Genomic DNA, 26,682 nt, shown 5'->3' on the forward strand with positions numbered 1-26,682 from the left:
CTCGCGACCTCAACCTTGGCAAGGTTGCGCTCTACCAACTGAGCTATTCCCGCATAAGCCGCACATTCTAGCGCACTTTTCGCCTTGGGCTGGTGTGCGCTAGAAAAAACTCAATGCTTCAATGCGTCGGCCTTAGCCGCGGCGTCAACCGCAGGGACAGCTGCCAGGGTTGGAACTTCGTCAGACAAAGGCGTTGGCATTTTTTCCAACGCAATCTCCAAAACTTTATCAATCCAACGAACCGGCACAATTTCCAAACCGTTCTTCACGTTCTCTGGGATCTCTTGCAGGTCTTTGACGTTTTCTTCGGGGATCAGCACGGTCTTGATGCCGCCGCGCAAAGCTGCCAACAGTTTTTCTTTCAAGCCGCCAATCGCCGTGACTTCACCGCGAAGAGTGATCTCACCTGTCATGGCCACATCTGCACGCACGGGAATACCGGTCAGCGCTGACACCAAGGCCGTGGTCATGGCCGCTCCAGCGCTGGGTCCGTCTTTGGGTGTGGCGCCGTCGGGCACGTGAATATGAATGTCGCGCTTCTCTAGCAACTCTTCCGAGATACCCAAGCGGCGCGCGCGGCTACGGACCACTGTGCGGGCGGCTTCAACCGACTCTTTCATCACATCGCCCAGAGAGCCTGTGCGTGTGATGGTGCCCTTGCCAATCATGATGGCGGCTTCGATGGTGAGCAAATCACCGCCTACTTCGGTCCAAGCCAAGCCGACCACTTGGCCCACTTGGTTCTCGGCTTCTGCGCGGCCATAGGTGTACTTGCGCACCCCTAAGAAGTCGGGCAAGTTGTCTGCCGTCACTTGGACTTGTGGCGTCATTTGCTTGAGCAACAAGGCTTTGACGACCTTGCGGCAAATCTTGGACATTTCGCGTTCTAAGGAACGCACACCGGCTTCACGCGTGTAGTAGCGCACGATGTCGCGCACCGCGGTTTCGTCCACAGACAATTCCTCAGCCTTGACGCCATTGTTTTTCATTTGCTTGGGTAGCAAATACTTGATCGCAATGTGCGTTTTTTCGTCTTCCGTGTAGCCCGACAAACGAATCACTTCCATGCGGTCCAGCAAGGCGGGCGGGATGTTCATCGAATTCGAGGTAGCTACAAACATCACGTCGCTCAAGTCGTAATCGACCTCCACGTAGTGGTCAGCAAACTTGTTGTTTTGCTCGGGATCTAGCACTTCTAGCAAAGCGCTAGAAGGGTCACCACGTGAGTCCGTGCCCAATTTGTCGATTTCGTCGAGCAAGAACAAAGGGTTACGCGTGCCGACCTTGGTCAAGCTTTGCAGCACTTTGCCAGGCATCGCACCAATGTAGGTGCGACGATGGCCGCGAATTTCAGCCTCGTCGCGCATACCGCCCAAGGCCATGCGGACATATTTGCGTCCTGTGGCTTTGGCAATGGACTGACCGAGCGAGGTTTTACCCACGCCAGGGGGACCGACCAAACAAAGAATGGGCGCCTTCACCTTGTCGACACGCTGTTGCACAGCGAGGTATTCCAAGATGCGGTCTTTGACTTTATCGAGGCCGTAATGGTCTTCGTTCAACACGTCTTCGGCATTGCCTAGGTCGTGTTTGATTTTGGTTTTCTTGTTCCAAGGCAAGCCCACCAGCACATCAAGGAAGTTGCGCACCACGGTGGCTTCGGCTGACATGGGGGACATGAGCTTGAGCTTTTTCAACTCAGACTCGGCCTTCTTGCGTGCCTCTTGAGGCATGCGGGCGGCCTTGATTTTTTTTTCTATTTCTTCAATGTCAGCGCCCTCTTCGCCTTCGCCCAGTTCTTTTTGGATGGCTTTGACCTGCTCATTCAAGTAGAAGTCGCGTTGGTTTTTTTCCATTTGGCGTTTGACACGGCCACGGATTTTTTTATCCACGTTGAGGATTTCAACTTCTCGTTCGATTTGTTCAAACAGATTGGACAAGCGCTCGCGCACGGGTGACAAATCAAGCACCACTTGTTTGCTCTCGAGCTTCAAGGGCAAGTGGGCAGCAATGGTGTCGGCCAAGCGGCCGGCATCGTCAATGCTGGAAATCGAGGTCAGGATTTCAGGTGGAATCTTTTTATTCAGTTTGACGTATTGGTCAAACTGCTGCATCACAGCGCGGCGCAAGGCCTCGACTTCGCTGCCTGTTTCTAAAGGTTGGACTTCGATCGGCGTGACATGCGCAGTGAAGTGTGATTCACCGTCTTCAATGCCGTCTACCTTGGCGCGCTGCTGGCCTTCCACCAACACCTTCACAGTGCCATCGGGAAGCTTCAACATTTGCAAAATGGTGGACACGCAACCGACCTCAAACATGTCGGCCACAGAGGGCTCATCTTTGGCGGCTGCTTTTTGGGCCACCAGCATGATGCGCCGCTCTGCCGCCATGGCCGCTTCTAGCGCTTTGATGCTTTTGGGGCGTCCCACAAAGAGGGGAATGACCATGTGAGGAAACACCACCACGTCACGCAATGGCAACAAAGGAAGTTCAAGAGGGATAGCGGGTAGCGGGGGTTGTCCAGACATGGTCAGCCTTCCAGTAAAAAAGGGACGGGCGCTAGGCACCGTCCCCGAGATGAATGTTTAAGCTTTCTTGGCAGCTTCTCGGTAGACCAGCAAAGGTGGCTTGTTATCGTCAATGGTGGCTTCTTCCACCACCACCTTTTCGACATTCGAAGAATTGGGCAATTCATACATGGTGTCGATCAGAGATTGTTCAAGGATAGAGCGCAAACCACGCGCACCTGTTTTACGCGCCAAGGCCTTTTTGGCAATGGCACGCAGGGCGGCTGGTCGAATTTCAAGCTCAGCGCCTTCCATGGCAAGCAGCTTGCTGTATTGTTTGACCAACGCGTTCTTTGGTTCTGTCAAGATTTGCACCAAGGCGTCTTCGGTCAGCTCTGCCAAGGCAGCAATCACGGGCATACGGCCCACCAGCTCGGGTATCAAACCAAATTTGATAATGTCTTGAGGTTCCACTTCGCCAAACACTTCGGTCAGGCTGCGTGACTCTTTGCTCTTGACCGTGGCGCCAAATCCGATGCCAGACGCTTCGGTGCGGTTTTCAATGACTTTTTCAAGCCCTGCAAAGGCACCGCCGCAAATGAACAAGATGTTGGTGGTGTCGATTTGCAAGAAGTCTTGGTTGGGATGCTTGCGTCCGCCTTGAGGTGGGATGCTGGCCATCGTGCCCTCGATCAGCTTGAGCAGGGCTTGTTGTACACCCTCACCCGACACATCACGTGTGATGGAGGGGTTGTCAGATTTGCGAGAAATTTTGTCGATTTCGTCGATGTAGACAATGCCACGCTGGGCGCGCTCCACGTCGTAATCGCAGGTTTGCAACAACTTTTGAATGATGTTCTCGACGTCCTCACCCACATAACCGGCTTCGGTCAGGGTGGTGGCATCGGCCATGACAAAGGGCACGTCCAACATGCGCGCGAGGGTTTGCGCCAGCAAGGTTTTGCCTGAACCCGTGGGGCCAATCAGCAAGATGTTGCTTTTGGTCAGCTCAACATCGTCTTTTTTGGACGATTCTTTGTGCTTCAAACGCTTGTAGTGGTTGTACACCGCCACAGCCAAGGTACGTTTGGCCAGTTCTTGGCCAATCACGTAGTTGTCGAGGTTGGCTTTGATCTCGTAGGGCGTGGGCAAGTCGCTGCCCTTTTCCTTGGCGGCTTCTAGTCCGGGCAATTCGTCACGGATGATTTCATTGCACAAGTCAATGCACTCGTCGCAAATAAAGACTGAAGGGCCTGCAATGAGTTTTTTGACTTCGTGCTGGCTCTTACCGCAAAAGGTGCAGTAGAGCGTTTTTTCGCCAGATGCGCTTTTTTTATCGGCCATGTATGGGTGCGTCTGTAAGTGTGCTGCGGGTCAATTAAGCGCGTTTGCTAATGACTTGATCGATCAAACCATACTCTTTGGATTCGTCTGCACTGAGATAGTAATCGCGTTCGGTGTCACGCTGAATTTTCTCTAAGGGCTGACCCGTGCGCTCAGCCAAGATGCGGTTGAGTTGTTCGCGCGTCTTCAGTATTTCGCGGGCGTGAATTTCGATCTCGGTGGCTTGTCCGCGTGTACCGCCCAGAGGCTGGTGAATCATGACCTTGGAGTTGGGCAAGGAAAAGCGCTTGCCCTTTTCTCCGGCGGCCAACAAAAATGCACCCATGCTAGCGGCCATGCCGATGCAAAGTGTGGACACATGGGGCTTGATGAAGTTCATGGTGTCGTACACGGACATGCCTGCGCTGACCGAACCACCTGGAGAGTTGATGTACAGAGAGATGTCTTTGTCAGGGTTCTCGCTCTCAAGAAACAACAACTGAGCCACCACCAAATTGGCGGTCTGGTCATTGACCTCGCCCACCAAAAAGATCACGCGCTCTTTGAGCAATCGCGAATAGATGTCGTAAGACCGCTCCCCGCGGCCCGACTGCTCGATGACCATGGGAACCATGCCCAAAGCTTGTGTGTCCAGTGCGCTCATCTTGTTTCCTTGTGCGTGAATCAGCTTTGCTGACCCATTAATTCATCGAACGAAATTGCTTTGGCGTTCACCTTGGCTTTAGACAAGATGAAGTCAGTCACGTTATTTTCAATGACGATGGCTTCAACTTCGCCCAAGCGGCTCATGTCGCCATAGTACCAACGCACAACGTCGGCAGGCTTTTCGTAGCTGGAGGCCAACTCTTCGATGTGGGCTTTGATTTGTTCTGGGGTTGCTTGCAGGTTGTTGGCGCGAACCAAATCGGCTACCACCAAGCCCATGCGCACGCGCTTTTCGGCTTGTGGACGGAAGATGTCGTCGGGGATCGGCGCTTTGTCAGCGTCTTTGATGCCGCGTGACTTGAGGTCGGCGCGAGCACCTTCAATCATGCGGTCAAGTTCAGCCTGCACACTGGCTTTGGGGAGGTCGAGTTCGGCTTTGCTAGACACTGCGTCTAAAGCGGCTTGCTTGTTGCGACCCAACAAGCGGAACTTCACTTCGCGTTCCAAGTTTTTCTTGATGTCCGCGCGCAAACCCGCAACAGTCGCATCAGCCACGCCCAACGACTTGGCTAACTCGTCGGTGACTTCTGGCAGGTGAGCGGCTTCGACTTTTTTCAAGGTCACCAAGAAATCAGACTGTTTGCCAGCCACGTCTTTGCCGTGGTAGTCGGCTGGAAAGTTGAGGGGAAAGGTTTTGCTTTCACCAGACTTCATGCCGCGCACCGCATCTTCAAATTCTTTGAGCATTTGGCCTTCACCAAGCAAGAACTGAAAGTCTTCGGCTGTGCCGCCTTGGAAGGGCTCGCCGTCAATCTTGCCTTCAAAGTCGATGGTCACACGGTCGTTATCTTGTGCTGCAGAGTCTAGGCCGCGCTGGGCGAAGGTGCGGCGTTGCTTGCGCAAGATGTCAATGGTTTTGTCGATGGCTGCATCTGTCACTTCGGCAGAGACTGTTTCAATCTCCACGGCGGCCATGTCGGCAAATGTGACTTCGGGATAGACCTCAAAGACAGCGTCAAATTGCATTTGACCTTCAGGTGCACCTTCTTTTTCAGTGATGCTGGGTTGACCTGCAACACGCAACTGGGCTTCTTTGGTGGCCACAGCAAAAGCCTCGCCCACTTTGTCGTTCATCACCTCGAACTGCGTCGAGTAGCCGTAGCGTTGGGCCACGATGTTCATGGGCACTTTGCCTGGACGAAATCCGTCAATCTTGACTTGGCGTGCAACGCGCTTCAAGCGAACGTCCACTTCTTTGGTAATGACATCCACGGGCAAGCTCAACGTAATCTTGCGTTCGAGTTTTTCCAAAGTCTCAACAGTCACAGCCATGTATTTCTCCTAATTTGGCAGAGTCAAGCGGTCACAAGGCCGCTTGCTATCAATCAAGTGGTGCGCGGGGCGGGACTCGAACCCGCACATCCTTGCGGACGTCAGGACCTAAACCTGGTGCGTCTACCAATTTCGCCACCCGCGCGGGTATCAAAATAACAACGGGTGGTCTGTAGAGACCACCCGTTTGAAATCGGTCAGCTCGACATTTTAGACGGCTTTTCGACCTTAAACCACGCAGCATACATGGCGGGCAGGGCAAGAAGCGTCAAGACCGTGGCAACCATGAGACCCCCCATGATGGCAACCGCCATGGGGCCCCAAAACACGCTGCGCGTGAGCGGAATCATGGCCAGCACTGCTGCGGCTGCAGTCAGCACGATCGGGCGCAAGCGGCGCACGGCGGACTCCACAATAGCCTCCCAAGCAGGTACACCATTGGCACGGTCTTGCTCGATTTGGTCAATCAAGATGACGGAGTTGCGCTGAATCATGCCCATCAAGGCAATCACACCCAATAAGGCCACAAAGCCAAAGGGACGGTCGAGTACCAACAAAGCGCCCGCCACACCAGCCAAGCCAAGTGGACCCGTGAGAAACACCAACAAAGCTCGGCTGAAGCTGTGGAGCTGAAGCATGAGCAAGGTGAAGGTGATGAAAAGCATCACAGGGAGGCCAGCTGAGATCGAACTAGATCCTTTAGAGCTTTCTTCTACGGCTCCAGCCACTTCAATGCGGTAGCTGGCCATGCCGCTTTCTTGCCATTTGGCTTCGAGTTTCTTCAAGTCAGGCAACAACTGCTGCGTGACGGTGGCGCCTTGCAGGCCCTCGATGATGTCGCACTGCACCGTGATGGCGTATTCACGCCCCTCCCGCCACATCACGCCTGGCTCCCAAGAAAGCACAGGTTTGACGATTTGCGTGAGGGGGATCATGCGACCCGACATGGTGGGCACATAGGCGCTTGCCAAGTCGCTGATGGCGTCGCGCTCGTTGAGGGGTTGACGCAGCACGATGTCAATGAGCTTGTTGTCCTCACGGAATTGTTCCACCGTGGAGCCCACCAACAAAGTGCGCACCGCTTGCGCGATGGATTGGCTGCTCACGCCCAAGTGGCGTGCCTTGGCTTGGTCCACTTCGAGTCGCACCACTTTGATGGCCTCGTTCCAGTTGTCGTTCACACCACGCGTGTTGGGGCTGGCACGCATTTGCACCTTGACCTCGTCAGCGAGCGAGCGCAACACTTTGGGATCTGACCCGACCACACGGAACTGCACAGGATATGGCACGGGGGGTCCATTGGGCAAAAGCTTGACGCGCGCGCGCGCTTCTGGGAAGGCTTGCGCCAGCATCTCGGGCAAAGCTAAGCGCAAAGACTCGCGGCGCTCCAAACTTTCGGGAATGACAATGATCTGGGACACGTTGGTTTGCGGAAACACTTGGTCAAGAGGCAGGTAAAAACGTGGCACGCCAGAGCCAATCCAAGTGCTCACGCTTTGCACGCCCTGCTCTTTGAGCAAGCGCTGTTCGACCGCTTGCGTCACGGCCTCGTTGGCTTTGAAAGCAGTGCCCTCAGGGAACCACAAGTCCACCAAAATCTCAGGCCGGCTCGAGTCTGGAAAGAACTGCTGTTGTACGCGGCCCATGCCCACAATGCCGAGGACAAAAATGAGAAGTGTGATGCTGATCGCTTTCCAGCGGTATTCCACACACCAGGTCACTGTGGTGCGAAAACGGCGGTAAAAAGGTCCATCAAACAATTCATGCTCACCGCCGTGCCCACCTTGGGGCTTGACCTTTAACAGCAAGGTACCCAAATACGGCACAAAGTACACCGACACCCACCAACTCAAGACCAGTGCAATCACGGTCACCGCAAAGATGGCGTAGGTGTACTCACCCACAGTCGACTTGGCCATGCCAATAGGCAAAAAACCTGCTGCGGTGATGAGCGTGCCTGTGAGCATGGGCATCGCAGTCACTTCATACGCAAAGGTGGCGGCGCGGACGCGGTCATAACCTTCTTCCATTTTGCGCACCATCATCTCCACCGCAATGATGGCGTCGTCCACCAACAGGCCCAAGGCAATGATGAGCGAGCCCAACGAGATTTTGTGCAGCCCAATGCCCAAATAGTTCATGGCCAAAAACGTCATGGACAACACCAGCGGAATCGTGATGGCCACCACCCAACCCGGGCGCATGTCCACATACCAGCCAAAGCGCCCGCCTTTGTGCAAACCCAAAGCCACAAAGCTGACGGCGAGCACAATCAGCACGGCCTCTATCAGCACACTCACAAACTCACCGACCGACTTTTTTACCGCTTTGGGCTGGTCTTGCACTTTGAGCAAACTCACACCTGCAGGCAATGTTTTTTCAATGCGCGTGGTGGCAACTTCCAAGGCCTTGCCCAAGGCAATGATGTCGCCGCCTTTGGCCATCGACACCCCGAGCGCAATGACGGGTTGACCTTGGTGATGCACCTTCACGGTAGAAGGCTCCACATAGCCGCGCGTGATGGTGGCAATGTCGCCCAGCTTGGTTTGCTGGCCCGAGCTGCCACGAATGGGCATGGCACGCAGCTGCGCCTCAGTTTCAAATTGACCTGCGATGCGCACTTGCAACACATCAAGCGGGGCTTGCACTGCGCCTGCGTTTTCGACCGCATTTTCTTGGCTGAGTTGCGACAACACGCTGCCCACATCCAAGCCCAACTGAGCCAAACGCTTTTGCGCAATTTCAATGAAGATTTTTTCGTCTTGCACCCCAAACTGCTCGACCTTGGCTACATAGGGCACTCGCAGCAGTTGTTGCCGCACAGCATCAGCAAACTTTTTGACCTCTGCAGGCGTGAAGCCGGGCGCATCGAGGGCATAAATCACGCCAAACACATCGCCAAACTCATCGTTGAAGAACGGGCCCTGCACGCCAGGCGGCAAGGTGTAGCGCATGTCGCCAATCTTCTTGCGAACCGAGTACCACACGTTGGGCACATCGGTGGGCTTGGAGGAGTCTTTGATTTGAAAAATGATTTGTGATTCGCCCGGTTTGGAGTAGCTGCGAATCTTGTCTGCAAAGGGCACCTCTTGCAGGGTGCGCTCCAACTTATCGGTGACTTGCTCAGCCACTTGCTGTGCCGTGGCACCCGGCCAATACGTGCGCACCACCATGGCTCTGAAGGTAAAAGGTGGGTCTTCGTCTTGGCCCAGCTGAAAGTAGGCCGCCGTACCCAGCGCCATCAGAACCACCATCAAGTAGCGGGTCAGCGCTGGATGGTCAAGCGCCCATTTAGAAAGGTTGAATTTATCGCCCATGCTCCACTCACTTCGCCGCGCCAAATACCGAGACTTTTTGGCCTGCTGTCAACACATGCACGCCGGACAGCACCACTTGGTCGCCGTTTTTGAGACCGGATGTCACCACCGCCTCGTTGCCGCTGGCGGTGTTCACCTCAATAGCTTGGGGCTTGACCGTCAAGGTATTGGGGTCCAGCACCCACACCGAGGTAGCGCCCGCTTCCAAGCGCAAAGCGCTGGTGGGCAGTTTGATGGTGTTGGCTGCGTCTTTGGCAAGGCCCAAGCTCACGGTGACAGTGGATCCCAACACCGGCGTCGCATCTTTGGGCAGTGCGGCTTTGGCCACAAAGGTACGCGTGACAGGGTCTGCGCTCGCCGAGACATCACGCACCACGGCATCAAGCACTTTGCCGTCCACCCACTGGCGCACTTTGACCAAGTCACCGGCTTTCAACAAGCCCAGCTTGTCTTCAGGCACAGAAAACACCGCATCGCGTGGGCCATCTAAAGCCAATCGCACCACTGGCTGACCAGCGGCCACCACTTGGCCAGCACTGGCATCGACCGAGGTGACGATGCCCGCACCATCAGCCAACAAACGGGTGTAACCAGTTTGATTGCTCTGCACTGAGCTTTGAGCTTGGGCTTGCCTCCATTGGGCTTGGGCCGACATGTAGACCGACTCGCGGCGCTGCAACTCGGCCACGCTGATGAAACCTTGCGCATGTAAATCTTGGTAACGCTTGAAGTCTGCGCCCGCCACATCGCGGTTAGTTTGGGCGGCCACCAGTTGGGCCTCGGCTGCATCGGCAGACGCTCGGTAGTCTTGTGGGTCTAGGTGCGCCAAAAGCTGCCCAGCCTTGACGCGCTGACCCACTTCTGCTGGGCGGCTCAGCACTTTGCCAGCCACACGAAAGCCTAGGCTGGACTCAATGCGTGCGCGCACCTCGCCGGAAAACTCTAAGTCAGTGGTGGCACTGGATTCGCCCACCGTCATCACCTTGACCGCACGCATCGGCTCACGAGGTGGCTCCGCCTTGCCGCAAGCCGTCAAGAGAAGAACCAGGAAAACAAGGCTCGAAAAGCGATGTGAGAGCATATTTGAATACAACATAAAGTATTGACTTTATTAATGACTGAGTGGTTATTAATGTAGCTGATCTCCATTCACCTTCTTGAAAAAAAGGCGAACGACAATTGACCCCTTATGTCAAGTATCGACCATTACGAAAATTTCCCTGTCGCGTCTTGGCTTTGCCCGAAGCATCTGCGCCCCGCCGTATCGGCGCTGTACCACTTTGCCCGCACGGCTGATGATTTGGCTGACGAAGGCCAAGACCCCGCACACCATCGCCTTGAGGCTTTGGGTGAATATCGCGCAGACCTCCAGCAATGCCTCAGCCTCAGCAAGACAACCAGTCGGCGCTGGCCAAAAGTGTTCGGCCCATTGCAAGGTGCAACTGCGCAACACCAATTGCCAGCGCAGCCCCTGCTAGATTTGCTGGATGCATTTGAACAAGACGTGATTTACACCAGCGTAGGCCAAGGCTATCGCCATCGAACCGAGCTGCTGGACTATTGCCGTCGATCCGCCAACCCTGTTGGCCGATTGATGTTGCATTTGTATGGTGTCACTGACGCGCCATCCCTGGCGCAGAGCGACGCTATTTGCACGGCCTTACAGCTGATCAACTTTTGGCAAGACCGCGCCGAAGATCTGCACCGCGGCCGCGATTATTTGCCTCAAGGCCACTCCCTCAAGCAAGAGCTTAGCTTTGCACGCGCACTGATGCTGCAAGGCACACCGCTGGTGCGTCGCATCAAAGGCCGTGCGGGTTGGGAGCTACGAGCGGTGGTGCAAGGCGGCTTGCGCATCTTGGACAAACTCGATGCACGCGTTGAGACCGCAGACCACAAGCAACTGGCTCGTCCCACACTGAAAAAGTCAGACCTGCTTCTGATCGCTTGGCGCTGCCTTCGCATGTGAAGGGTTTAGGCTCAGCCAAGCTTGTGTGCCTGATAATCAGGCACACATGACTCCTCAAGACTACGTTCAACAAAAAGCCTCCGCCTCTGGCAGCAGCTTTTATTACGCCTTCCTTTTTTTACCACCCCAGCGTCGCGCGGCGATCACGGCTTTTTATGCTTTTTGCCGCGAGGTCGATGATGTGGTGGACGAAGTGTCCGATGTCGGCGTCGCCGCTACCAAACTGGCGTGGTGGCACAACGAAGTGCGCCAAGCTTTTGCGGGACAACCCAATCACCCTGTCACGCAAGCGCTGATGCCGCTGGTGGCTGAGTTCGGCATTGAAGAAGCTGCGTTGCAATCGGTGATTGAGGGTTGCGAAATGGACCTGTCGCAAACACGCTATCTGGACTACCCCAACCTCACGCGCTACTGCCATTTGGTGGCGGGCGTGGTGGGCGAAGTCTCAGCCAAAATTTTTGGCCAAACTGACGCAGCCACCACCGCCTATGCCCACACTTTGGGCCAAGCGTTTCAGCTCACCAACATCATCCGCGATGTGGGGGAAGATGCCCTGCGCGGACGTATTTACTTGCCCGTCAATGAGTTGCAAAAGTTCGAAGTCAAGGCGCACGAAATTTTGAATCGTTTGGACTCTGCGCGTTTTCAAGCGCTGATGCAATTCCAAGCAGCGCGTGCGCATGCGTTGTATGACGAAGCGCTGGCACTTTTACCTGCCAACGACTGGAAGCACCAAAAGCCAGGCCTCATGATGGCCAGCATTTACCGCACCTTGTTGCGCGAAATCGAGGTCAAGGGGTTTCCAGTGCTCACCCAACGTGTGGCACTCACACCCCTGCACAAACTCTGGCTCGCTTGGAAGATGCAAGCGCTGGGCCGCTTCTAGCTTGTCAATCAGCGCATGAAGCAACTGACCATCGTGGGCGCTGGCTGGGCTGGTTTAGCCGCTGCCGTGGCTGCCACGCAAGCGGGCTGGAATGTCGAGTTGTTTGAAGCCGCCAGCATGGCAGGTGGCCGCGCTCGAAGCTTGACACAAAGCTTTGCGGGCAAGCCCTTGGACAATGGTCAGCATGTGCTGATCGGTGGCTATCGCGACACATTGGCCTTGATGCGCACCGTCGGTTTGGATCCTGAGGCACTGCTCAAACGCATCCCACTTGACATGCGCTTTGCAGATGACCAAGGCCTGCACCTGTCCAATTGGCCAATGCCACTCAACTTGCTCGCTGGCCTGGCTCGCGCCTCAGGCTGGACCTTGAAGGACAAAGCCAGCCTGATGCAAGCCGCCTGGTCATGGCAGTTGGCAGGGTTTGAATGCGAGGCGACAATGACCGTGGCGCAACTGTGCGAAGCATCCAGCCTGACCCCTCGGGTAAAGACGCAGCTCATTGACCCACTGTGTTTGTCTGCGCTGAACACACCCACGAATGAATCCAGTGCCACCGTGTTTTTGCGTGTGTTGCATGATGCGCTTTTGGGCGGCGCGGGTAGTTCTGATCTGCTGCTGCCTCGGGTTGATTTGGGCGCTCTGCTGCCAGATGCCTGTCTACATTGGCTCAGATCAAAAGGCGCCAGCATCCATCTGGGAACGCGTGTTTCTGCAGCCCAAGTGGAGGCGTTGCAACACGCTGCCTCAACGCACAGCGCTGTGCTTCTTGCTTGCCCTTCTTGGGAGGCAGCCCGACTCACTGTCGACATGGCACCCCAGTGGGCCTATGCATGCGCCGAGCTTGCTCACACCGCCATCGCTACCGTGTATTTGCATTGCAAGGACGTTGGCTTCACTGGCCTCAGGCGTCCCATGATGGCCTTGCATAGCGACGCACAAGCGCCAGCACAATTTGTGTTTGACAAAGGCGCTTTGTCCCAACAGCACGGTTTGCTATCGGCTGTGGTCAGCGCTTACTCAGCAGAGCGCGATGAGGTGACAGAGCAAGTGCATGACCAAGTTTGCGAGCAACTGGCGCTGGTGAATGTTGAGGTCATACAAACAGTGGTCGAAAAACGCGCGACGCTCGCCTGCACACCGATGCTTGACCGGCCTGAGCCCTTTGTGGCCAAGGGTCTGTGGGCCTGCGGCGACTACATTTGCGGCCCCTACCCGTCCACACTGGAGGGGGCGGTGCGCTCAGCCCAGCACGTGGTCACACAAATCGGCCAAGTGGCTCACGGTCAAAGGCTGCGCTGAATCATGCGGCCAGTCATGGCCCTGGGTATTGATCCAAGCGGTTTGCATGCCGGCGTTGATGGCGCCCATCACATCGGTGTGGGCGTCATCGCCCAAGTGCAACACAGACGCTACAGGCACGTTCAGACGCGCAGCGGCTGCATGAAAAATGCGCGCATCGGGCTTGGCCACGCCAAATGCTTGGGCACTGAGTGAGGCTGTGAAGTACGGGCCCGCCGCAGTGCGAAACACATCGGCATTGCCGTTTGACAAACCCACCAAGGGATAGCGTTGTGCCAAACGCGCAAGCGCTTGCTCGACGCCGTCATACAAGGTGACGTTGAGACGTTCGGCAAAAAAAACTTCAAACGCTTCATCAGCCAAATGCGGTGCATCGCCAGCGCTGATCAAACTTTGCCGTATGAATTCGCGCCTTAAAAAACTCAAGTCATGTGCTTTGTCGGGGTGACGCTGGTTCACCTCAGCACGGATGCGTTTTTTCACTTCGGCATCCGTACACAGCTGCGCAGTTTGAGGCGCGTGTAATGCCAGCCAATCTTGCAAAACCACCTCCGCTCGGGCAATGGTGGGCCAAACAGGCCACAAAGTGTCATCAAGGTCTAAGGAAATGGCTTGGATTTTAAAAATATTCAGCATGCTGGGCGAGAATACAGCATCATGTTCAAACCTGTCTTTAACCCCGAACCTTCTTTCACACACGGACAAGCACCTTGTACAGCTGTTTTGTTGTGCAACTTAGGTACGCCCGACGCACCCACAGCCTCTGCGGTTCGCCGCTATCTTGCCGAATTCTTAGGTGACCACCGTGTGGTCGAGATTCCTCGGCTCTTGTGGATGGCTATTCTTCACGGCATCATCTTGCGGGTCAGACCCGCCAAATCAGCGGCCAAATACGCCACCATCTGGACCGATGAAGGCTCTCCGCTGAAGATCTGGACCGACAAACAAGCCCAAGCCTTGCAAGATGTGTTCAATGCCAACCAAGAGGCCGTCACGGTGCGTTACGCCATGCGTTATGGCAACCCTTCGATTGCCAGTCAACTGGATGCCCTCAAGACCGAGGGCCACACACGTATCTTGGTTTTGCCTGCTTATCCGCAATATTCAGGCACCACCACCGCGAGCGTTTTTGATGCGGTCTACCACTGGGGACTGCGCAGCCGCGTGTTGCCCGAGTTTCGTTTCATCAACCACTACCATGATCACCCCGCCTACATTGCAGCATTGGCCGAACGCGTGCGCACACACTGGGCGGCAAACGGACAGCCTGAGCGTTTGGTGATGAGTTTTCACGGCGTGCCTGAACGCACCCTGCATTTGGGCGACCCCTACCACTGCGAGTGCTACAAAACGGCGCGTTTGTTGGGTGAGGCTTTGGGCCTGAACAAACAGCAATACATGGTCACCTTCCAATCTCGCTTTGGCAAAGCCAAATGGCTGGAGCCCTATACCGAGCCCACGCTCATCGCTTTGGCGGAGCAAGGCGTCAAGCGCGTCGATCTCATTTGCCCGGGTTTTACCAGTGACTGCCTTGAAACCTTGGAAGAGATTTCGCAAGAGGCACAAGAGGCTTATCTACATGCAGGTGGCGAAACGTTTCATTACATTCCCTGTTTGAACGACAGCACCACATGGGTGCAAGGCATGCATGACTTGTGCAAATCGCACATGGCTGGGTGGCCCATGCAAAGACCTCCTGCTCAAGAGTTAACCAAAAGTCGTGACGAAGCCCTGACTCTGGGCGCACCAAACTAAAAAAGCCGCTCTTGAGCGGCTTTTTCTGAGCAAAAAAACTTCAAAGCGCTTTGCTTGCAGCGGCTGCGGGCGCAGATGAGGGTGTGACCGCCACAGAGGCCGTCTTTTGAGGCGCGGCTACCGCTGAAGCCGCTTCAACGGGCTCAGAAGCAGGCACATCAGCACCACTTGCAACACTGGCTGCATCTTCGGAGGGCAGCACCAGCAACGGCGGTGCTGGTTCAGATGCAGGTTCTTCGCGAGGCTGCATGTAGGCAGCCACTGCCAAAGCCGCTACAAACAGCCCAGCGACAACCCAAAGTGATGTTTTGGATTTTGGTTCTTCGTTGTTGACTGCTGATGCGGGAATTGATGGAGTCACTCGCTCTTGATCCCTGTTGACAAGTGCTTCAATTGGAGCGTTGACCTCTTGAGCAATCGCGTCAGGGGCTATAACCGCATTGACTTGATCAGTAGCAATGTCTGTCGGCTCGACAAGCTCAGGTTCAGGGGTATCAACTTTTGGCGCAGACTCAAGCACCTTGGCAAACACCTCTTCAGGCGATAAGCCCAAAATAGCACCCACTTTTTTTGCTGCGGTGGCTTTGACCGAGATGCTGTAAAAAGAGCTCAGACCGCCGTCTTCAAGCTGGCGCACCTGCTTGACAGACAAGCAAGCACGTATCGCCATATCGTTAATGACCCAACCACTGGCCTCACGGCGCAAGCGCAGCAAATCACCGTTGATATAAATATCTTCTTGGCTCATACGCAAACGCTGTCTGTCACTGGGTGAGCGAGATTACTTCACCAGCAAAAGTTCGCCTTTGATTGAAGCACCCTTTTGAACAGACAAGGTTTGATAAACGACATGACCATCCACTGATGCAGAAGATGTGACGATCAACTCATTACAGGTTGCAGTGCCTGAGAACTTACCTTTGATGTGCAAACTGCTGCAAGTCACCACGCCTTCCACTTGACCTCGCGCTCCAATGGTGAGCTCATCCACTTGAATTTGGCCATTCAATGCACCCTCAACGTGGATCGCGCCTTTGGCTGCAATTTCACCTCGGAAGGAGAAACCCTCGCTCAAAATTGAAGGCTTTGTGGCGGTTGTCGTGATCATGTCCATCATGCTGCTTCGCTGAGTTGGTTGAATGGTTTGAGGAATAGGGTTGTTGACAGGCTGAGTTTCAACCTCGTTCAACTCGCCTTCATTCTCAACGTCCATGTTCAACTCTTGCTCGTCAGGCGATGGAGCGCCTGATTGAGTTGAATTAACGTTGTTGGTTTTGGATTTGTTGAACATATTGTGCCGTCCGTATAACTTTTTGTGGGTTGACTGGATAACCACCAATCAAAATTTCCAAATGCAGGTGCTTACCCGTTGATGAGGAACCTGTGCTACCAATATTACCCAACACTGACTCGTTGGTCACCTTGTCACCCAATTTAACTTCGATGTTAGCCAAGTGGGCGTAGAGTGATTCAACACCATTGGTGTGGCGAACAACAACAGTGTTGCCGTATTGCGGATGAAACTGAGCCAAAACGACCACGCCGGGTTTGACAGGGTGAACTTTTTCATCCCCAGTTTGACTTAACAAATCTAGCCCAGTATGGAAATGCGTTTGCCCCGTAATTGGATGACGGCGAACACCAAAGTCAGATGTCACGCTGTAATTTGGCACAGGCATGACACTTGGCAATGCGTACAGCACTTCACGCAGACCACGGTTAGTGGCCAGCTCATCTGCCACTTTGCCACGCAGCAACGGGTTGCTCTTCACATCGTCTTCAAGGTTGAAGCCACCGTTTGCGGCGTTTTGCTGAATGATCTTGACGATCTTTTCGGTCAAACCAGAGGACTCTAGCTGGGACTTCATGGTCACGTTCTCTTGCGACACTGCCACCATGGATGTGTCTACAAAGCGGCGAATGCTCATGTCTCGATCACGAATGGTTTGCGCCAAGGCAACCATTTGCTCGTCATTCATCGTGAGTTGATCGGCGTTCTCAGAATCAGAAGCACTGCTAAGCAATGCTCGATATACCTCTTCATGTGAACGCTCGAGCTTGGCACGACTGATCATCAAATTCACACTGGTGACCAGAAGAACAAAAATAGAGATGAGCATCACGCCTGTGGCCAAAATGCCGCCACGCACCAAAATGCGCTGCATGTGAGCGCTGATGTTGAGGTAGTGAAGATCGCCGTTTTGCTCAAGAATGATCCGCGCATCCTCATACTGGCGAGTCCATCCACGAGCTACAAACCCAGGAAGTAATCGAGCAGTTGTGACAAGTCGGTGCATCATGACGAGAAATGGTCCGTTTTAGGCAGCGGTTGGCGCACCCACTTGCATCACAGGGCCGTTGGCATCTTGACTCAAGGTACCTTCAATCTCGCCGCCCTTTTCAATCTCGATTTCGGAGTATTGAACTTTGCCAGCAATTTTTCCAGTCGAGCGAACGATCAGGCTCTTCTCGGAAATGATGGTGTTGTGCAGTTGCCCACGCACATCAATCACCTTGGCAGAAACTCTGCCTGTGATCTTCCCAGTCGGGCCGATCAAGACCTCTTCAGCAGTTAAGTCACCCTCAATAACACCATTGATGATGGCTTTTGATGGAACTGTGAACGTACCTTTGACGACAACGCCGTCACCGATGACAACACTTTCGAGCGAATCAGATTGATTAGACATATGGACTCCTTAGGTTAATTTTAACAAAAAAACTGTCAAAAACCACATACTTCAAGTTTTTTTGTTGTTTATATGTGGAAAAAAAATCATTGAATGCAACCACTTAGCGGATTTAATGAATGTGCTTCCTAACATTTTTTTAAGTTTTTATCTAAAAAGCATCATTCCACGCATTGGCTACTATTGCAGTTGTACTTTACGCATCAAACATGAAATCAACTCATATCATGGCGGGCGTCATGGGCTGGCCCGTGTCTCACTCCCGGTCTCCCGTCATTCATAACCACTGGATAAGCGAGTATGGCTTATCTGGTGCTTATGGACTTTTCCCTGTCCATCCCAGTCAACTAGAAGCAGCCATCCGCGGTCTCCAAGCCTTGGGGCTTGCTGGATGCAACATCACCATTCCACACAAAGTTGATGCCATGCGATTCGTTGACTGGGTTGATCCATTGGCTGTGCGCATGGGCGCGATAAACACCATCGTGGTGCAACAAGATGGCGCATTGCATGGATTCAATCACGATGGCTATGGCTATGTGCAGTCCCTGCGGGAGGCGCAACCCAACTGGCAAGCTGACACTGGCCCTGCAGTGATTTTGGGTGCAGGCGGGGCTGCAAGAGCCATTGTGGTGAGTTTGCTAGATGGCGGTGCGACCGACATTCGGATACTCAACCGCACCTTGAGCAAAGCAGATGATTTGGCCCAAGAGTTTGGCATGGCCGTTCGCGCGCTGAACTGGTCTGAGCGCGCAGATGCTCTTGAAGGCGCTGCTCTTTTGGTCAACACCACCAGCCTTGGGATGAATGGCGAGAGCGCCCTCGACATTGACTTGTCAAAGCTTCCGATCTCAGCCCTTGTGTCAGACATCATTTACGTTCCACTTGAAACACCCCTCTTGCATGCAGCGCGACTGAAGGGCAACACCACAGTCAATGGGCTTGGCATGCTGCTGCATCAAGCGCGCCCTGCTTTTCATGCTTGGTTTGGCGTGATGCCGCAAGTGACTCCTCAACTGAAAAATGCGATCTTGGCAACTTTCTAAATTGTCAGAAGCTTTGAATATGCACCCTATTTAATATTTAGGTACTCAATTTGTTTTGTGATGTGTATAATTTTCTGTTATGCACGGCGTTTTCAATCAGCTCAACAAAGCACTTACTGGCCTCCTACTCAATGGCCTCCTACTCAATGGCCTTTTCCTCAATGGCCTTTTCCTCATTGGTGCACCTGCTTGGGCACAACCTGTTTGGCACTGCTCGCGTAGCGATGTGCAAATTGCCAACGCTTCAGACGACTTTACGCTTGCAGCTCTGACCATAGAAAGAGAAGTGATTCGCCTGTCACTTGGTGATTTATACGATGTTTACCAAGGTAATTTCGTCAAATTAAGCGGTGGGCTTACGCTCTCAGCATGCGTTGTTGGCGGCAGCTCCAATCTAACAGCAGCCGCCATGCGCGCGATTGGAAACAAGCGGGTATTGACGACCGCGCCAAACAGTGGCTTGACCAGTAACCTCCACATCGTTGAAGATGAGTCAGAAATGTTGCGGTGCATTGCCAAACATCACCCAGCAATTGGTTATTTATCGAAGCTCACGCATACAGAGGCCGTTGGGCCGTGTTTCTAAAACAAGCGGTATTGAGCTTGACTTTGCTCGGTGCGATTCATGCGAGCAACGCACAAAATTTGCCTTGGCATTTGGGCTCCTCCCAAAAAAATGGATCTCATGCGCCTTCGGCGGTCAACACCGCAAACATCCATGCAGGACCTCATCAAATCACTGTCGCAGTGATTGACAGCGGGGTCATTGCAGGCCACCCCAGCCTCCAAGGACAACTCTTACCAGGCTACGACATGCTCTCGGCGCCTCATAACTTAAGAGGGGGTCGCTCAGCCAATTTCGCCCCAGATGAACGGGAAGCACGGTGTGGTCAACGCTTGGTGTCTGGTTCCTTTAGAACCCATGGCACCGAAGTAGCCAGCTTAATTGCAGCCAATGGCGCAGAGGGTGTGTTCGGCGTCAACACGACTGCCAAAATTTTGCCAATTAGGCTTTTTGGCGCCTGTGGCGTGTCGCGGCATGATCTTCTCGACGCGATTGCATGGGCAGCGGGTTTGCCAGTGGAAGGCGTCCCTGATAACCCCTACCCAGCGCGTGTGATCAACATGAGCATGGCAGGCGGACTTGCCGTATGCGGAGCCGATTTACAACGCTTGATCCATCGTGTTGTTGAAAAAAAAGTGTTTGTCATTGCGGCCGCCGGCAACAACTTTCACAAACCGCTTCAAGAGCCAGCCAACTGTCAGGGCGTCATTTCTGTTGGCGCACTTGATGCAGAAAACAAAATTGAAATCTACTCTGCACTCGATACGCGCACCACGCTGTATGCGCCCGGCGGTGGGCGAAGGCTTGATTCAAATGCATATTGGTCCCATAACAAATTAATGGTTGCGACGTATGAGCTGGGTTTTCTAGGCAATGAACGCGCAGCTGCGCTCCATCGCGGCGTTGGAACAAGCTTCGCAGCCCCCATCGTGGCAGGTTTTGTCTCTCTCTGGCTATCGCATCATGCAGACAAGCAAACCAGCGACCTTGCCAAAGACTTACCCAATTTTCTTCGCCATGTGGAACAAGTTGCCAAGTGCTCAGAATGCGCGCCCAAAGGTTTGATGGCCAACGAAGGCCTGGCGCCTCCATAAGCAACTTAAAGCGGCAATAAGTGTTGCTGGCCCATCTGACGCTTTGGCAGTTCAAACTGCCCCTTGGCCAATAGCATTTGAAAAGATGCTTCAGACAGTGGCGGCTCAAAATAAGTACCCTGCCCCAACATGCAACCCATCCGTTGAAGCGCCACGAGCTGTTGCGGTGACTCAATCTGCTCAGACATCACCACCACATCACACGCCAGCGCCTGCGTGATGGTTAATTGAATCAACTCTGCCACCGATGCATCATTCGTCATTCGAGAGGTCAATTTGCCATCGAGCTTGATCTTATGAATGAGCTGACTTTTGAGCAATTCAAGTGAGCTTTGCATCAACCCAAAGCCTTCCACGTTGACCCGCAACCCCTTAGAAACAAACACTTGCAAAGCGCTTAAAGCATCAGCTAAGTGGCTCATGAAAATAGACTCACGCACCTCCAGTTCTAGCAATTGGTAAGGGAACTGAACTTGGTCGCAAATCTCTCGCACCGTTTGAGCAAATAAGGGATCTTTGAACTGAGCCTCAGAGATATCGATGGTCAAAACCAGTGGGCCGTGCTGACGCTGCCATGCAGCAGCTTTGGCACAAGCCGCACGAAGCAACCAAGCATCAAAGGGCAAACTGATGCCTGTCTGATCTGATAAGTGCGCAAAATCTGCAGGAGAAAAAAACAAAGTCTCACCAGACGGAGGCTGCCAACAGGCCAGTACTTCCATGCCGAACAAACCACCATCACTCATACGCCGAATGGGTTGGTATTGAAGACTGATCTGGGCATCCGCCATGGCTTGAGCGGTCGAGGCATGCAAATCAAAAGGCACCCCGCCATCGCTGGGATGAGCACCACCACTGCCCGTTAATTTTTCAAATCGAACCCTGATGCGCAGCTGTTTAACCAACACATAAATCACGCTAGGAACGATCAGAAGAACACCCAACCAAGTCAACCATCGAAGATAAATCGGCCACAAATTAACCGCGATGTGCAAATTTGCAAGGATCAAACTGTCAAAAGTGACTGGCGCCATCAGATGAAGCTGGTTGTCGTCATCCAAAGTTGAGGCCAGCGCAAACACAGTCGAGCGATCATCTGCTGACTCACCACTTCGCGCGAATGCTGCGAGCGCCGCTCCTTGCGCGCTGATGAGTTCGGCCGTTTCTAAACCCCGATGGCTCTGCAGCCCCTGCATCAGCGATTTCACTTGCTCGTTGTCGTTGACCAACAGCGCAGGCACGAAACTTTGGGCCACCGTATGCACCAAGGCCTTGTGCTCTTGGATCAAAAAATGCCGGACCGCATAAAAACCCAACACCGAAGCTATGACCAAGGCGGCCAGGGCAGCGGGCAGCACAATCCATGTTTTGACATATTTTTGAGGCATGAAAATTCTCCAATCGAATCGATTTCTAAAAGCGCCAGAAATCAATGTGTAACCACCATGTACGTCTTGCTATCCGAAAATAACAAAACTAACACTTATTATTACATTAAATTGAGAATTAACAAACTAATCAATAAAATTAAATTGAAATATGCTTTAACGCAGGATGCCCGTCATCAAGGCCAAGCCCTTGGGCGCACAGTCGGCACACTTATCTGTGGCGATCACAGGACGTGTAAATTTCGGTAGCTGAGCCAAGAAATCTGACGGGCTCATGTCTTGGCGATGCGACAACAAAAGTGAAATAAACCCCGAAACCAAGGGTGTTGCGTAGCTTGTCCCTACGCCCCGGGCAACACCAAGTGGGGTCTCATCCCCTTTCAGGTCCACATCAAAAGACGCAACCTTGAGCTTGTTGACATGCCAAGGTTCATTGCCAGCCAGCCCCTTACCTCCGCCTGGCGCATAAATCACCGTGCGAGCGTCGAGCGCTGAATAACTCTCGATGCGGTTTTCTGCATCCACCGCTCCGACAGAAATCACCCCCTCACAATTAGAAGGCTCCGACAACCGTTTTCCAAACGTGTTGCCAACCGCAGAAACTACAAAAATACGCTTTTTGGTAAGTTGATCAATCAGCTGTTGCAAATCTGAACCACAGACTGTCTTGCCACCCGCAAAACTCAGATTGATCACGCGCGCAGGATGGGGGTTCATGGGCACGCCCGCCACCGGCAAGCCAGCAGCCCAAGCCATGGCATCCAACAAATCAGCGCGTTTCATGGGACAAGAGCTGAACAATCGAATGGGCAAAATTTTGGCCGCTTGATTCACCCCAAGCACACCATCTTGCCCGTTACCTGCGATCAAACTGGCCACTTCGGTGCCATGCGTTCGAAACGAACCAGACACCACCCGCTCCCCGCACTTTGCTTCGCGCGCATCCGGCGAGTAATCAGCAGAGCGCGCCCCCCGCAAATTGAGCGGCGCTGACAACATGTCATACCCAGGCAGCAACCTTCCTTGCAAACTGGGATGGTTAGACAACACGCCGCTGTCTATGACCGCAACAACCACCCCATGCGGCCCAGGCTTGAATGAAACGGTGTTGATCGACGCTGGGGCAGCCGCCACTGAAGGATTCAAAGAGCCTAAATGCCAAGGCAAATCGTCCGCACTTGACGCCATCGAAGCAGCCAACGCAAACAGGCTCAAGGAGCCAAGACGAAGGTAACGCGCAAGTGAAAGCACCGAAACAAACCCAATCTAAAAAATTCACCAAACAAAATAGTTTTGGCAACTTCATCTTAAATTTGAAGGTTTGAAACAACAATTAGAGCAAAAATACTATCGCGCTGAACCCTTGTTTACATTTGAATCACCACTTGGACTGAAGTGGGTTGTAAATGATTCGAATCTTTCAAGATTTTAACAAGCACTCACTGAAAAAGTGACTACTTTTTAAGCGTAAAAAAACGCGCCTTTGGCGCGTTTTAGGGGGTAGCTGGCGGAAACGGAGGGATTCGAACCCTCGATGAGGCTCTACACCCCATACTCCCTTAGCAGGGGAGCACCTTCGGCCACTCGGTCACGTTTCCAGCTGGTGCATATTATGCACGAACCTTAGAGATTGGGCTGATCCAAATCAAAAGCTTTGTGCAATGCGCGCACCGCAAGCTCCATGTATTTTTCATCGATGACCACCGAGGTTTTGATCTCAGAAGTGGAGATCATTTGGATGTTGATGCCCTCTTCGCTCAATGAGCGAAACATCTTGCTTGCCACGCCCACATGGCTGCGCATGCCAATGCCCACGATCGACACTTTGCAAATCTTGGTGTCGCCAATGACCTCACTTGCACCCAAAGCTGGGAGCACTTTGTCTTTGAGCAAGTCCATGGTGCGCGCAAAGTCATTGCGGTGCACGGTGAAGCTGAAGTCGGTTTTGCCATCCTTGCTGATGTTTTGGATGATCATGTCGACTTCGACGTTGGCTTGCGCGACAGCTCCCAAAATTTGGTAGGCGATACCTGGCTTGTCGGGCACACCGACCACAGAAATTTTGGCTTCATCGCGGTTAAAGGCGATACCAGATACGATTGCTTGTTCCATTTTTTCGTCTTCCTCAAAGGTGATCAACGTGCCAGATTTGGCTTCTTCGTTGATGTCGATGTCCCACGCGGTGAAGCTGGACAACACGCGCAGCGGCACCTTGTACTTACCTGCAAATTCAACCGAGCGAATCTGCAAAACTTTGCTACCCAAAGATGCCATCTCCAGCATCTCTTCAAAACACAGCGTTTCTAAGCGTCGCGCTTCAGGCACCACTCGGGGGTCGGTGGTGTAGACGCCATCCACATCGGTGTAGATCAAACACTCTTGGGCATTGAGCGCTGCCGCCACCGCCACCGCCGATGTATCAGACCCGCCACGCCCCAAGGTAGTGATGTTGTCATTACTGTCGCTGCCTTGAAAACCAGTGATGATGACCACTTTGCCTGCGTCCAAGTCTGCGCGCACACGCTTGCCGTCAATCGACTCAATGCGGGCCTTTGTGAAGGCGTTGTTGGTACGAATCGGCACTTGCCAGCCTGCATAGCTGACCGAGGGCTGGCCTTCGGCTTGCAAAGCAATCGCCAACAAAGCAGATGATGCTTGCTCTCCTGTGGAGGCCAGCATGTCAAGTTCACGGTCATAGGCTGAGTCGACTTTGGAGGGGGCCAATTCTTTGGCAAGGCCGAGCAAACGGTTGGTCTCACCGCTCATCGCGGAAGGCACCACCACCATTTGGTGACCGGCGCGGGCCCATTTGGCTACGCGCTTGGCGACGTTGCGAATGCGCTCTGTCGAGCCCATCGACGTACCGCCATATTTATGAACAAACAACGCCATATTTCTTTAAAACGAGAGTGTGGAGGCAAAAAAACTCACTGATTGTAGCAACGCAACACTGCACCATCACGACGCACAAAGCCTCGGCCCACCTTGATGTCGATCTGATGGCCTTGCGTGGTGCAAGCCCTGACCTGCACCAACAAGGCCAGCAATTGTGCAGTGCTGGCTTGCGAGTGTTCGAGTGCCAGCCACTGACGCAACACGTTGGATAGCCTTGCCTCGCTGAGCTGCTGCAATGCTTGGATAACTGGCGGATGACCCACCCGCTGCAAGTCTTGCTCTGCCACCTCTTGCAACAACATGTGCGCTTGTGCTGCATGTGAGGCGCTGCGCGCAAAGGTGTGTCTAAAGGCTGGAAAGGCTTGCTCGAGCACCGGCATCAACTCGGCACGAATTCGATTGCGCGTGAAGCGCTGATCGGTGTTGGTGGGGTCTTCTATCCAGCTCTCTCCTGCAGCTTTCAATGCAAGACGCAAGTCAAGTCCTGGCACAGCCAGCCACGGGCGGTGGTAGGTCACGCCGTGGCGCTCAAACACGGCTGGCATGCAGGCCAAGCCGGGCAAGCCCGCACCGCGCGAGAGGGCGAGCAACAAGGTCTCCACTTGGTCGTCCGCATGCTGGGCCAAGGCCATGTGTTGGATATGCCCGCCCCAGTGGTGTTGCAGTGCTGTGGACAGTGCGCTGTAACGGGCTTGGCGGGCGGCGTCTTCTGGGCTTTCACCTGATGCATGCGCGGCGTTCACGCGTTGCACCACCAGCGGCACATTGAAGCGTTGACACAGCGCCACGCAGTGGTCCTCAAAGCCATCCGCAGCGCTTTGTAGCCCGTGGTGCACATGCACCGCATGCACCTGACCTGGCCAACGCGTTGCACTAGCAACAAGCAATGCCGTGGAGTCGGCCCCTGCGCTGAGTGCAACGGCAAAAGGGCCAACGTGCTGGAGCGCGTCCAGCGAGGGAAAATCAGCGGGCGTCAGCTTTGGTGTCGGTGAAACGGCCATAGCTTTGCAGACGCTCGTAACGCTTATCGAGCAACTCTTTGACCTTGAGGTCAATCACCTGACGCCAAGCGTCGTTCAAGCCGCGCTTGAGTTGCGCAGACATTTGTTTGGGGTCGCGGTGCGCCCCACCCACAGGCTCGTTCACAATTTTGTCGACCAAACCCAAAGCCTTGAGTCGATGGGCTGTGATACCCAGCTGTTCGGCGGCATCCTCAGCACGGTCAGAGGTTTTCCACAAAATCGAAGCACAGCCTTCAGGGCTGATGACCGAGTAGACCGAATACTGCAACATCAGCACTTGATCAGCCACGCTGATAGCCAACGCGCCGCCCGAGCCACCTTCACCAATGATGGTGGTGATGATCGGCACCTCGAGTTGGGCCATTTCAAAAATATTGCGACCAATCGCCTCGGACTGGCTGCGCTCTTCGGCATCGATGCCGGGGTACGCGCCAGGGGTGTCGACAAAGGTGAACACGGGCAATTTGAACTTTTCGGCTGTCTTCATCAAACGCAAGGCTTTGCGGTAGCCCTCGGGCTTACTCATGCCGAAGTTGCGCACTGCACGCTCCTTGGTGTCGCGGCCTTTTTGCTGTCCCAAAACCATACATGCATTGCCATTGAAACGAGCCAAGCCACCCACGATGCTCATGTCGTCTGCAAAGTGGCGGTCGCCATGCATCTCTACAAAGTCAGTGAAGATGTCTTTGATGTAGTCGAGCGTGTAGGGCCTCTCGGCGTGACGGGCAATTTTGGTGATTTGCCAAGGGGTGAGGTCGCTGTAAATGTCCTTGGTCAGCTGCATGCTTTTTTTGCTGAGCTGCTCAATCTCGTCCGATATATCGACCGCAGACTCGCTTTGCACATAGCGCAGCTCATCGATCTTGCCTTCAAGTTCTGCAATCGGTTGTTCAAAGTCGAGGAATGTTCGTTTAGCCAAATTTAT

General features: G+C 53.8%; 23 protein-coding genes and 2 tRNA genes. 7 read left to right on the plus strand and 18 right to left on the minus strand.

Features of this window, described 5'->3' with window-relative positions:
- Positions 1 to 110 precede the first annotated feature (110 nt).
- From lon to V7Q41_RS09320, 7 genes are all read right to left on the minus strand, one after another.
- Entirely contained in the window at positions 111 to 2,528 is a 2,418-nt protein-coding gene (gene lon, locus V7Q41_RS09290; protein ID WP_333845540.1) for an endopeptidase La, read from the minus strand.
- A gap of 57 nt (positions 2,529 to 2,585) precedes the next feature.
- Positions 2,586 to 3,851 carry an ATP-dependent Clp protease ATP-binding subunit ClpX gene (gene clpX, locus V7Q41_RS09295; protein ID WP_333845541.1) on the minus strand — a complete coding sequence of 422 codons (1,266 nt, stop codon included), beginning with the start codon at positions 3,849 to 3,851 and terminating at the stop codon, positions 2,586 to 2,588.
- A 34-nt stretch (positions 3,852 to 3,885) separates the two neighbouring features.
- On the minus strand, positions 3,886 to 4,494 hold the full coding sequence (gene clpP, locus V7Q41_RS09300) for an ATP-dependent Clp endopeptidase proteolytic subunit ClpP (protein WP_333845542.1): 609 nt from the start codon (positions 4,492 to 4,494) through the stop codon (positions 3,886 to 3,888).
- Between the two features lie 20 nt (positions 4,495 to 4,514).
- Positions 4,515 to 5,828, minus strand: coding sequence for a trigger factor (gene tig, locus V7Q41_RS09305; RefSeq protein ID WP_333845543.1), 1,314 nt, complete (start codon positions 5,826 to 5,828; stop codon positions 4,515 to 4,517).
- Positions 5,829 to 5,886: 58 nt separating this feature from the next.
- Positions 5,887 to 5,973 (minus strand) — tRNA-Leu (locus V7Q41_RS09310).
- Between the two features lie 52 nt (positions 5,974 to 6,025).
- The gene (locus V7Q41_RS09315) at positions 6,026 to 9,145 is read right to left on the minus strand and encodes an efflux RND transporter permease subunit (protein ID WP_333845544.1); all 3,120 of its coding nucleotides are present in this window, start codon (positions 9,143 to 9,145) and stop codon (positions 6,026 to 6,028) included.
- Between the two features lie 7 nt (positions 9,146 to 9,152).
- On the minus strand, positions 9,153 to 10,241 hold the full coding sequence (locus V7Q41_RS09320) for an efflux RND transporter periplasmic adaptor subunit (protein ID WP_333845545.1): 1,089 nt from the start codon (positions 10,239 to 10,241) through the stop codon (positions 9,153 to 9,155).
- A 93-nt stretch (positions 10,242 to 10,334) separates the two neighbouring features.
- Here V7Q41_RS09320 and V7Q41_RS09325 point away from each other — a divergent pair, with 93 nt between their 5' ends.
- From V7Q41_RS09325 to hpnE, 3 genes are read left to right on the plus strand one after another with little or no spacing between them, the layout of a single operon-like run.
- A complete protein-coding gene (locus V7Q41_RS09325; protein ID WP_333845546.1) occupies positions 10,335 to 11,114 on the plus strand; it encodes a squalene/phytoene synthase family protein in 780 nt (259 codons plus the stop codon).
- Between the two features lie 46 nt (positions 11,115 to 11,160).
- On the plus strand, positions 11,161 to 12,000 hold the full coding sequence (hpnD, locus tag V7Q41_RS09330; protein ID WP_333845547.1) for a presqualene diphosphate synthase HpnD: 840 nt from the start codon (positions 11,161 to 11,163) through the stop codon (positions 11,998 to 12,000).
- A gap of 15 nt (positions 12,001 to 12,015) precedes the next feature.
- Positions 12,016 to 13,302 (plus strand): hydroxysqualene dehydroxylase HpnE, encoded by a 1,287-nt coding sequence (gene hpnE / locus V7Q41_RS09335; RefSeq protein ID WP_333845548.1) that lies wholly within the window; start codon positions 12,016 to 12,018, stop codon positions 13,300 to 13,302.
- Here hpnE and V7Q41_RS09340 read toward each other — a convergent pair.
- Complete coding sequence (locus V7Q41_RS09340) at positions 13,243 to 13,938, minus strand: HAD family hydrolase (protein WP_333845549.1); 696 nt, start codon at positions 13,936 to 13,938, stop codon at positions 13,243 to 13,245. The genes hpnE and V7Q41_RS09340 overlap by 60 nt on opposite strands.
- Positions 13,939 to 13,959: 21 nt before the next feature.
- Here V7Q41_RS09340 and hemH point away from each other — a divergent pair, with 21 nt between their 5' ends.
- Entirely contained in the window at positions 13,960 to 15,057 is a 1,098-nt protein-coding gene (gene hemH, locus V7Q41_RS09345; RefSeq protein WP_333845550.1) for a ferrochelatase, read from the plus strand.
- Between the two features lie 40 nt (positions 15,058 to 15,097).
- Here the strand turns inward: hemH and V7Q41_RS09350 are convergent, their stop codons facing one another.
- From V7Q41_RS09350 to V7Q41_RS09365, 4 genes are read right to left on the minus strand one after another with little or no spacing between them, the layout of a single operon-like run.
- On the minus strand, positions 15,098 to 15,805 hold the full coding sequence (locus tag V7Q41_RS09350) for a helix-turn-helix domain-containing protein (RefSeq protein WP_333845551.1): 708 nt from the start codon (positions 15,803 to 15,805) through the stop codon (positions 15,098 to 15,100).
- 33 nt (positions 15,806 to 15,838) lie between these two features.
- Positions 15,839 to 16,270 carry a bactofilin family protein gene (locus V7Q41_RS09355; protein ID WP_333845552.1) on the minus strand — a complete coding sequence of 144 codons (432 nt, stop codon included), beginning with the start codon at positions 16,268 to 16,270 and terminating at the stop codon, positions 15,839 to 15,841.
- A 46-nt stretch (positions 16,271 to 16,316) separates the two neighbouring features.
- Positions 16,317 to 17,357 carry a M23 family metallopeptidase gene (locus V7Q41_RS09360; protein WP_333845553.1) on the minus strand — a complete coding sequence of 347 codons (1,041 nt, stop codon included), beginning with the start codon at positions 17,355 to 17,357 and terminating at the stop codon, positions 16,317 to 16,319.
- Positions 17,358 to 17,375: 18 nt separating this feature from the next.
- Positions 17,376 to 17,747 carry a bactofilin family protein gene (locus V7Q41_RS09365; protein ID WP_333845554.1) on the minus strand — a complete coding sequence of 124 codons (372 nt, stop codon included), beginning with the start codon at positions 17,745 to 17,747 and terminating at the stop codon, positions 17,376 to 17,378.
- Between the two features lie 209 nt (positions 17,748 to 17,956).
- Here V7Q41_RS09365 and V7Q41_RS09370 point away from each other — a divergent pair, with 209 nt between their 5' ends.
- The 3 genes from V7Q41_RS09370 (at position 17,957) to V7Q41_RS09380 (ending at position 20,452) form a co-directional block, all read left to right on the plus strand.
- The gene (locus V7Q41_RS09370) at positions 17,957 to 18,793 is read left to right on the plus strand and encodes a shikimate dehydrogenase (RefSeq protein WP_333845555.1); all 837 of its coding nucleotides are present in this window, start codon (positions 17,957 to 17,959) and stop codon (positions 18,791 to 18,793) included.
- A 79-nt stretch (positions 18,794 to 18,872) separates the two neighbouring features.
- Positions 18,873 to 19,379 carry a hypothetical protein gene (locus V7Q41_RS09375; RefSeq protein WP_333845556.1) on the plus strand — a complete coding sequence of 169 codons (507 nt, stop codon included), beginning with the start codon at positions 18,873 to 18,875 and terminating at the stop codon, positions 19,377 to 19,379.
- Positions 19,370 to 20,452: a S8 family serine peptidase gene (locus tag V7Q41_RS09380; RefSeq protein ID WP_333845557.1), complete on the plus strand. Its 1,083-nt coding sequence runs from the start codon at positions 19,370 to 19,372 to the stop codon at positions 20,450 to 20,452. The genes V7Q41_RS09375 and V7Q41_RS09380 overlap by 10 nt, the downstream gene beginning before the upstream one ends.
- 5 nt (positions 20,453 to 20,457) lie before the next feature.
- On the opposite strand, the gene V7Q41_RS09385 is transcribed toward V7Q41_RS09380, so the two are convergent.
- The 6 genes from V7Q41_RS09385 to V7Q41_RS09410 form a co-directional block, all read right to left on the minus strand.
- On the minus strand, positions 20,458 to 21,840 hold the full coding sequence (locus V7Q41_RS09385) for an EAL domain-containing protein (protein ID WP_333845558.1): 1,383 nt from the start codon (positions 21,838 to 21,840) through the stop codon (positions 20,458 to 20,460).
- A 156-nt stretch (positions 21,841 to 21,996) separates the two neighbouring features.
- Positions 21,997 to 23,055 carry a S8 family serine peptidase gene (locus V7Q41_RS09390; RefSeq protein ID WP_333845559.1) on the minus strand — a complete coding sequence of 353 codons (1,059 nt, stop codon included), beginning with the start codon at positions 23,053 to 23,055 and terminating at the stop codon, positions 21,997 to 21,999.
- 290 nt (positions 23,056 to 23,345) lie between these two features.
- Positions 23,346 to 23,438, minus strand: a tRNA-Ser gene (locus V7Q41_RS09395).
- A 25-nt stretch (positions 23,439 to 23,463) separates the two neighbouring features.
- Positions 23,464 to 24,732 carry an aspartate kinase gene (locus tag V7Q41_RS09400; RefSeq protein WP_333845560.1) on the minus strand — a complete coding sequence of 423 codons (1,269 nt, stop codon included), beginning with the start codon at positions 24,730 to 24,732 and terminating at the stop codon, positions 23,464 to 23,466.
- Between the two features lie 35 nt (positions 24,733 to 24,767).
- Entirely contained in the window at positions 24,768 to 25,736 is a 969-nt protein-coding gene (gene tilS / locus V7Q41_RS09405; RefSeq protein WP_333845561.1) for a tRNA lysidine(34) synthetase TilS, read from the minus strand.
- Positions 25,699 to 26,676, minus strand: a complete 978-nt coding sequence (locus tag V7Q41_RS09410; RefSeq protein ID WP_333845562.1) for an acetyl-CoA carboxylase carboxyltransferase subunit alpha — start codon at positions 26,674 to 26,676, stop codon at positions 25,699 to 25,701. Before V7Q41_RS09410 ends, tilS begins: the two co-directional genes overlap by 38 nt.
- Positions 26,677 to 26,682 lie beyond the last annotated feature (6 nt).

Source organism: Limnohabitans sp., from assembly GCF_036804465.1.
In the GTDB taxonomy this organism is placed as follows: domain Bacteria; phylum Pseudomonadota; class Gammaproteobacteria; order Burkholderiales; family Burkholderiaceae_C; genus Limnohabitans.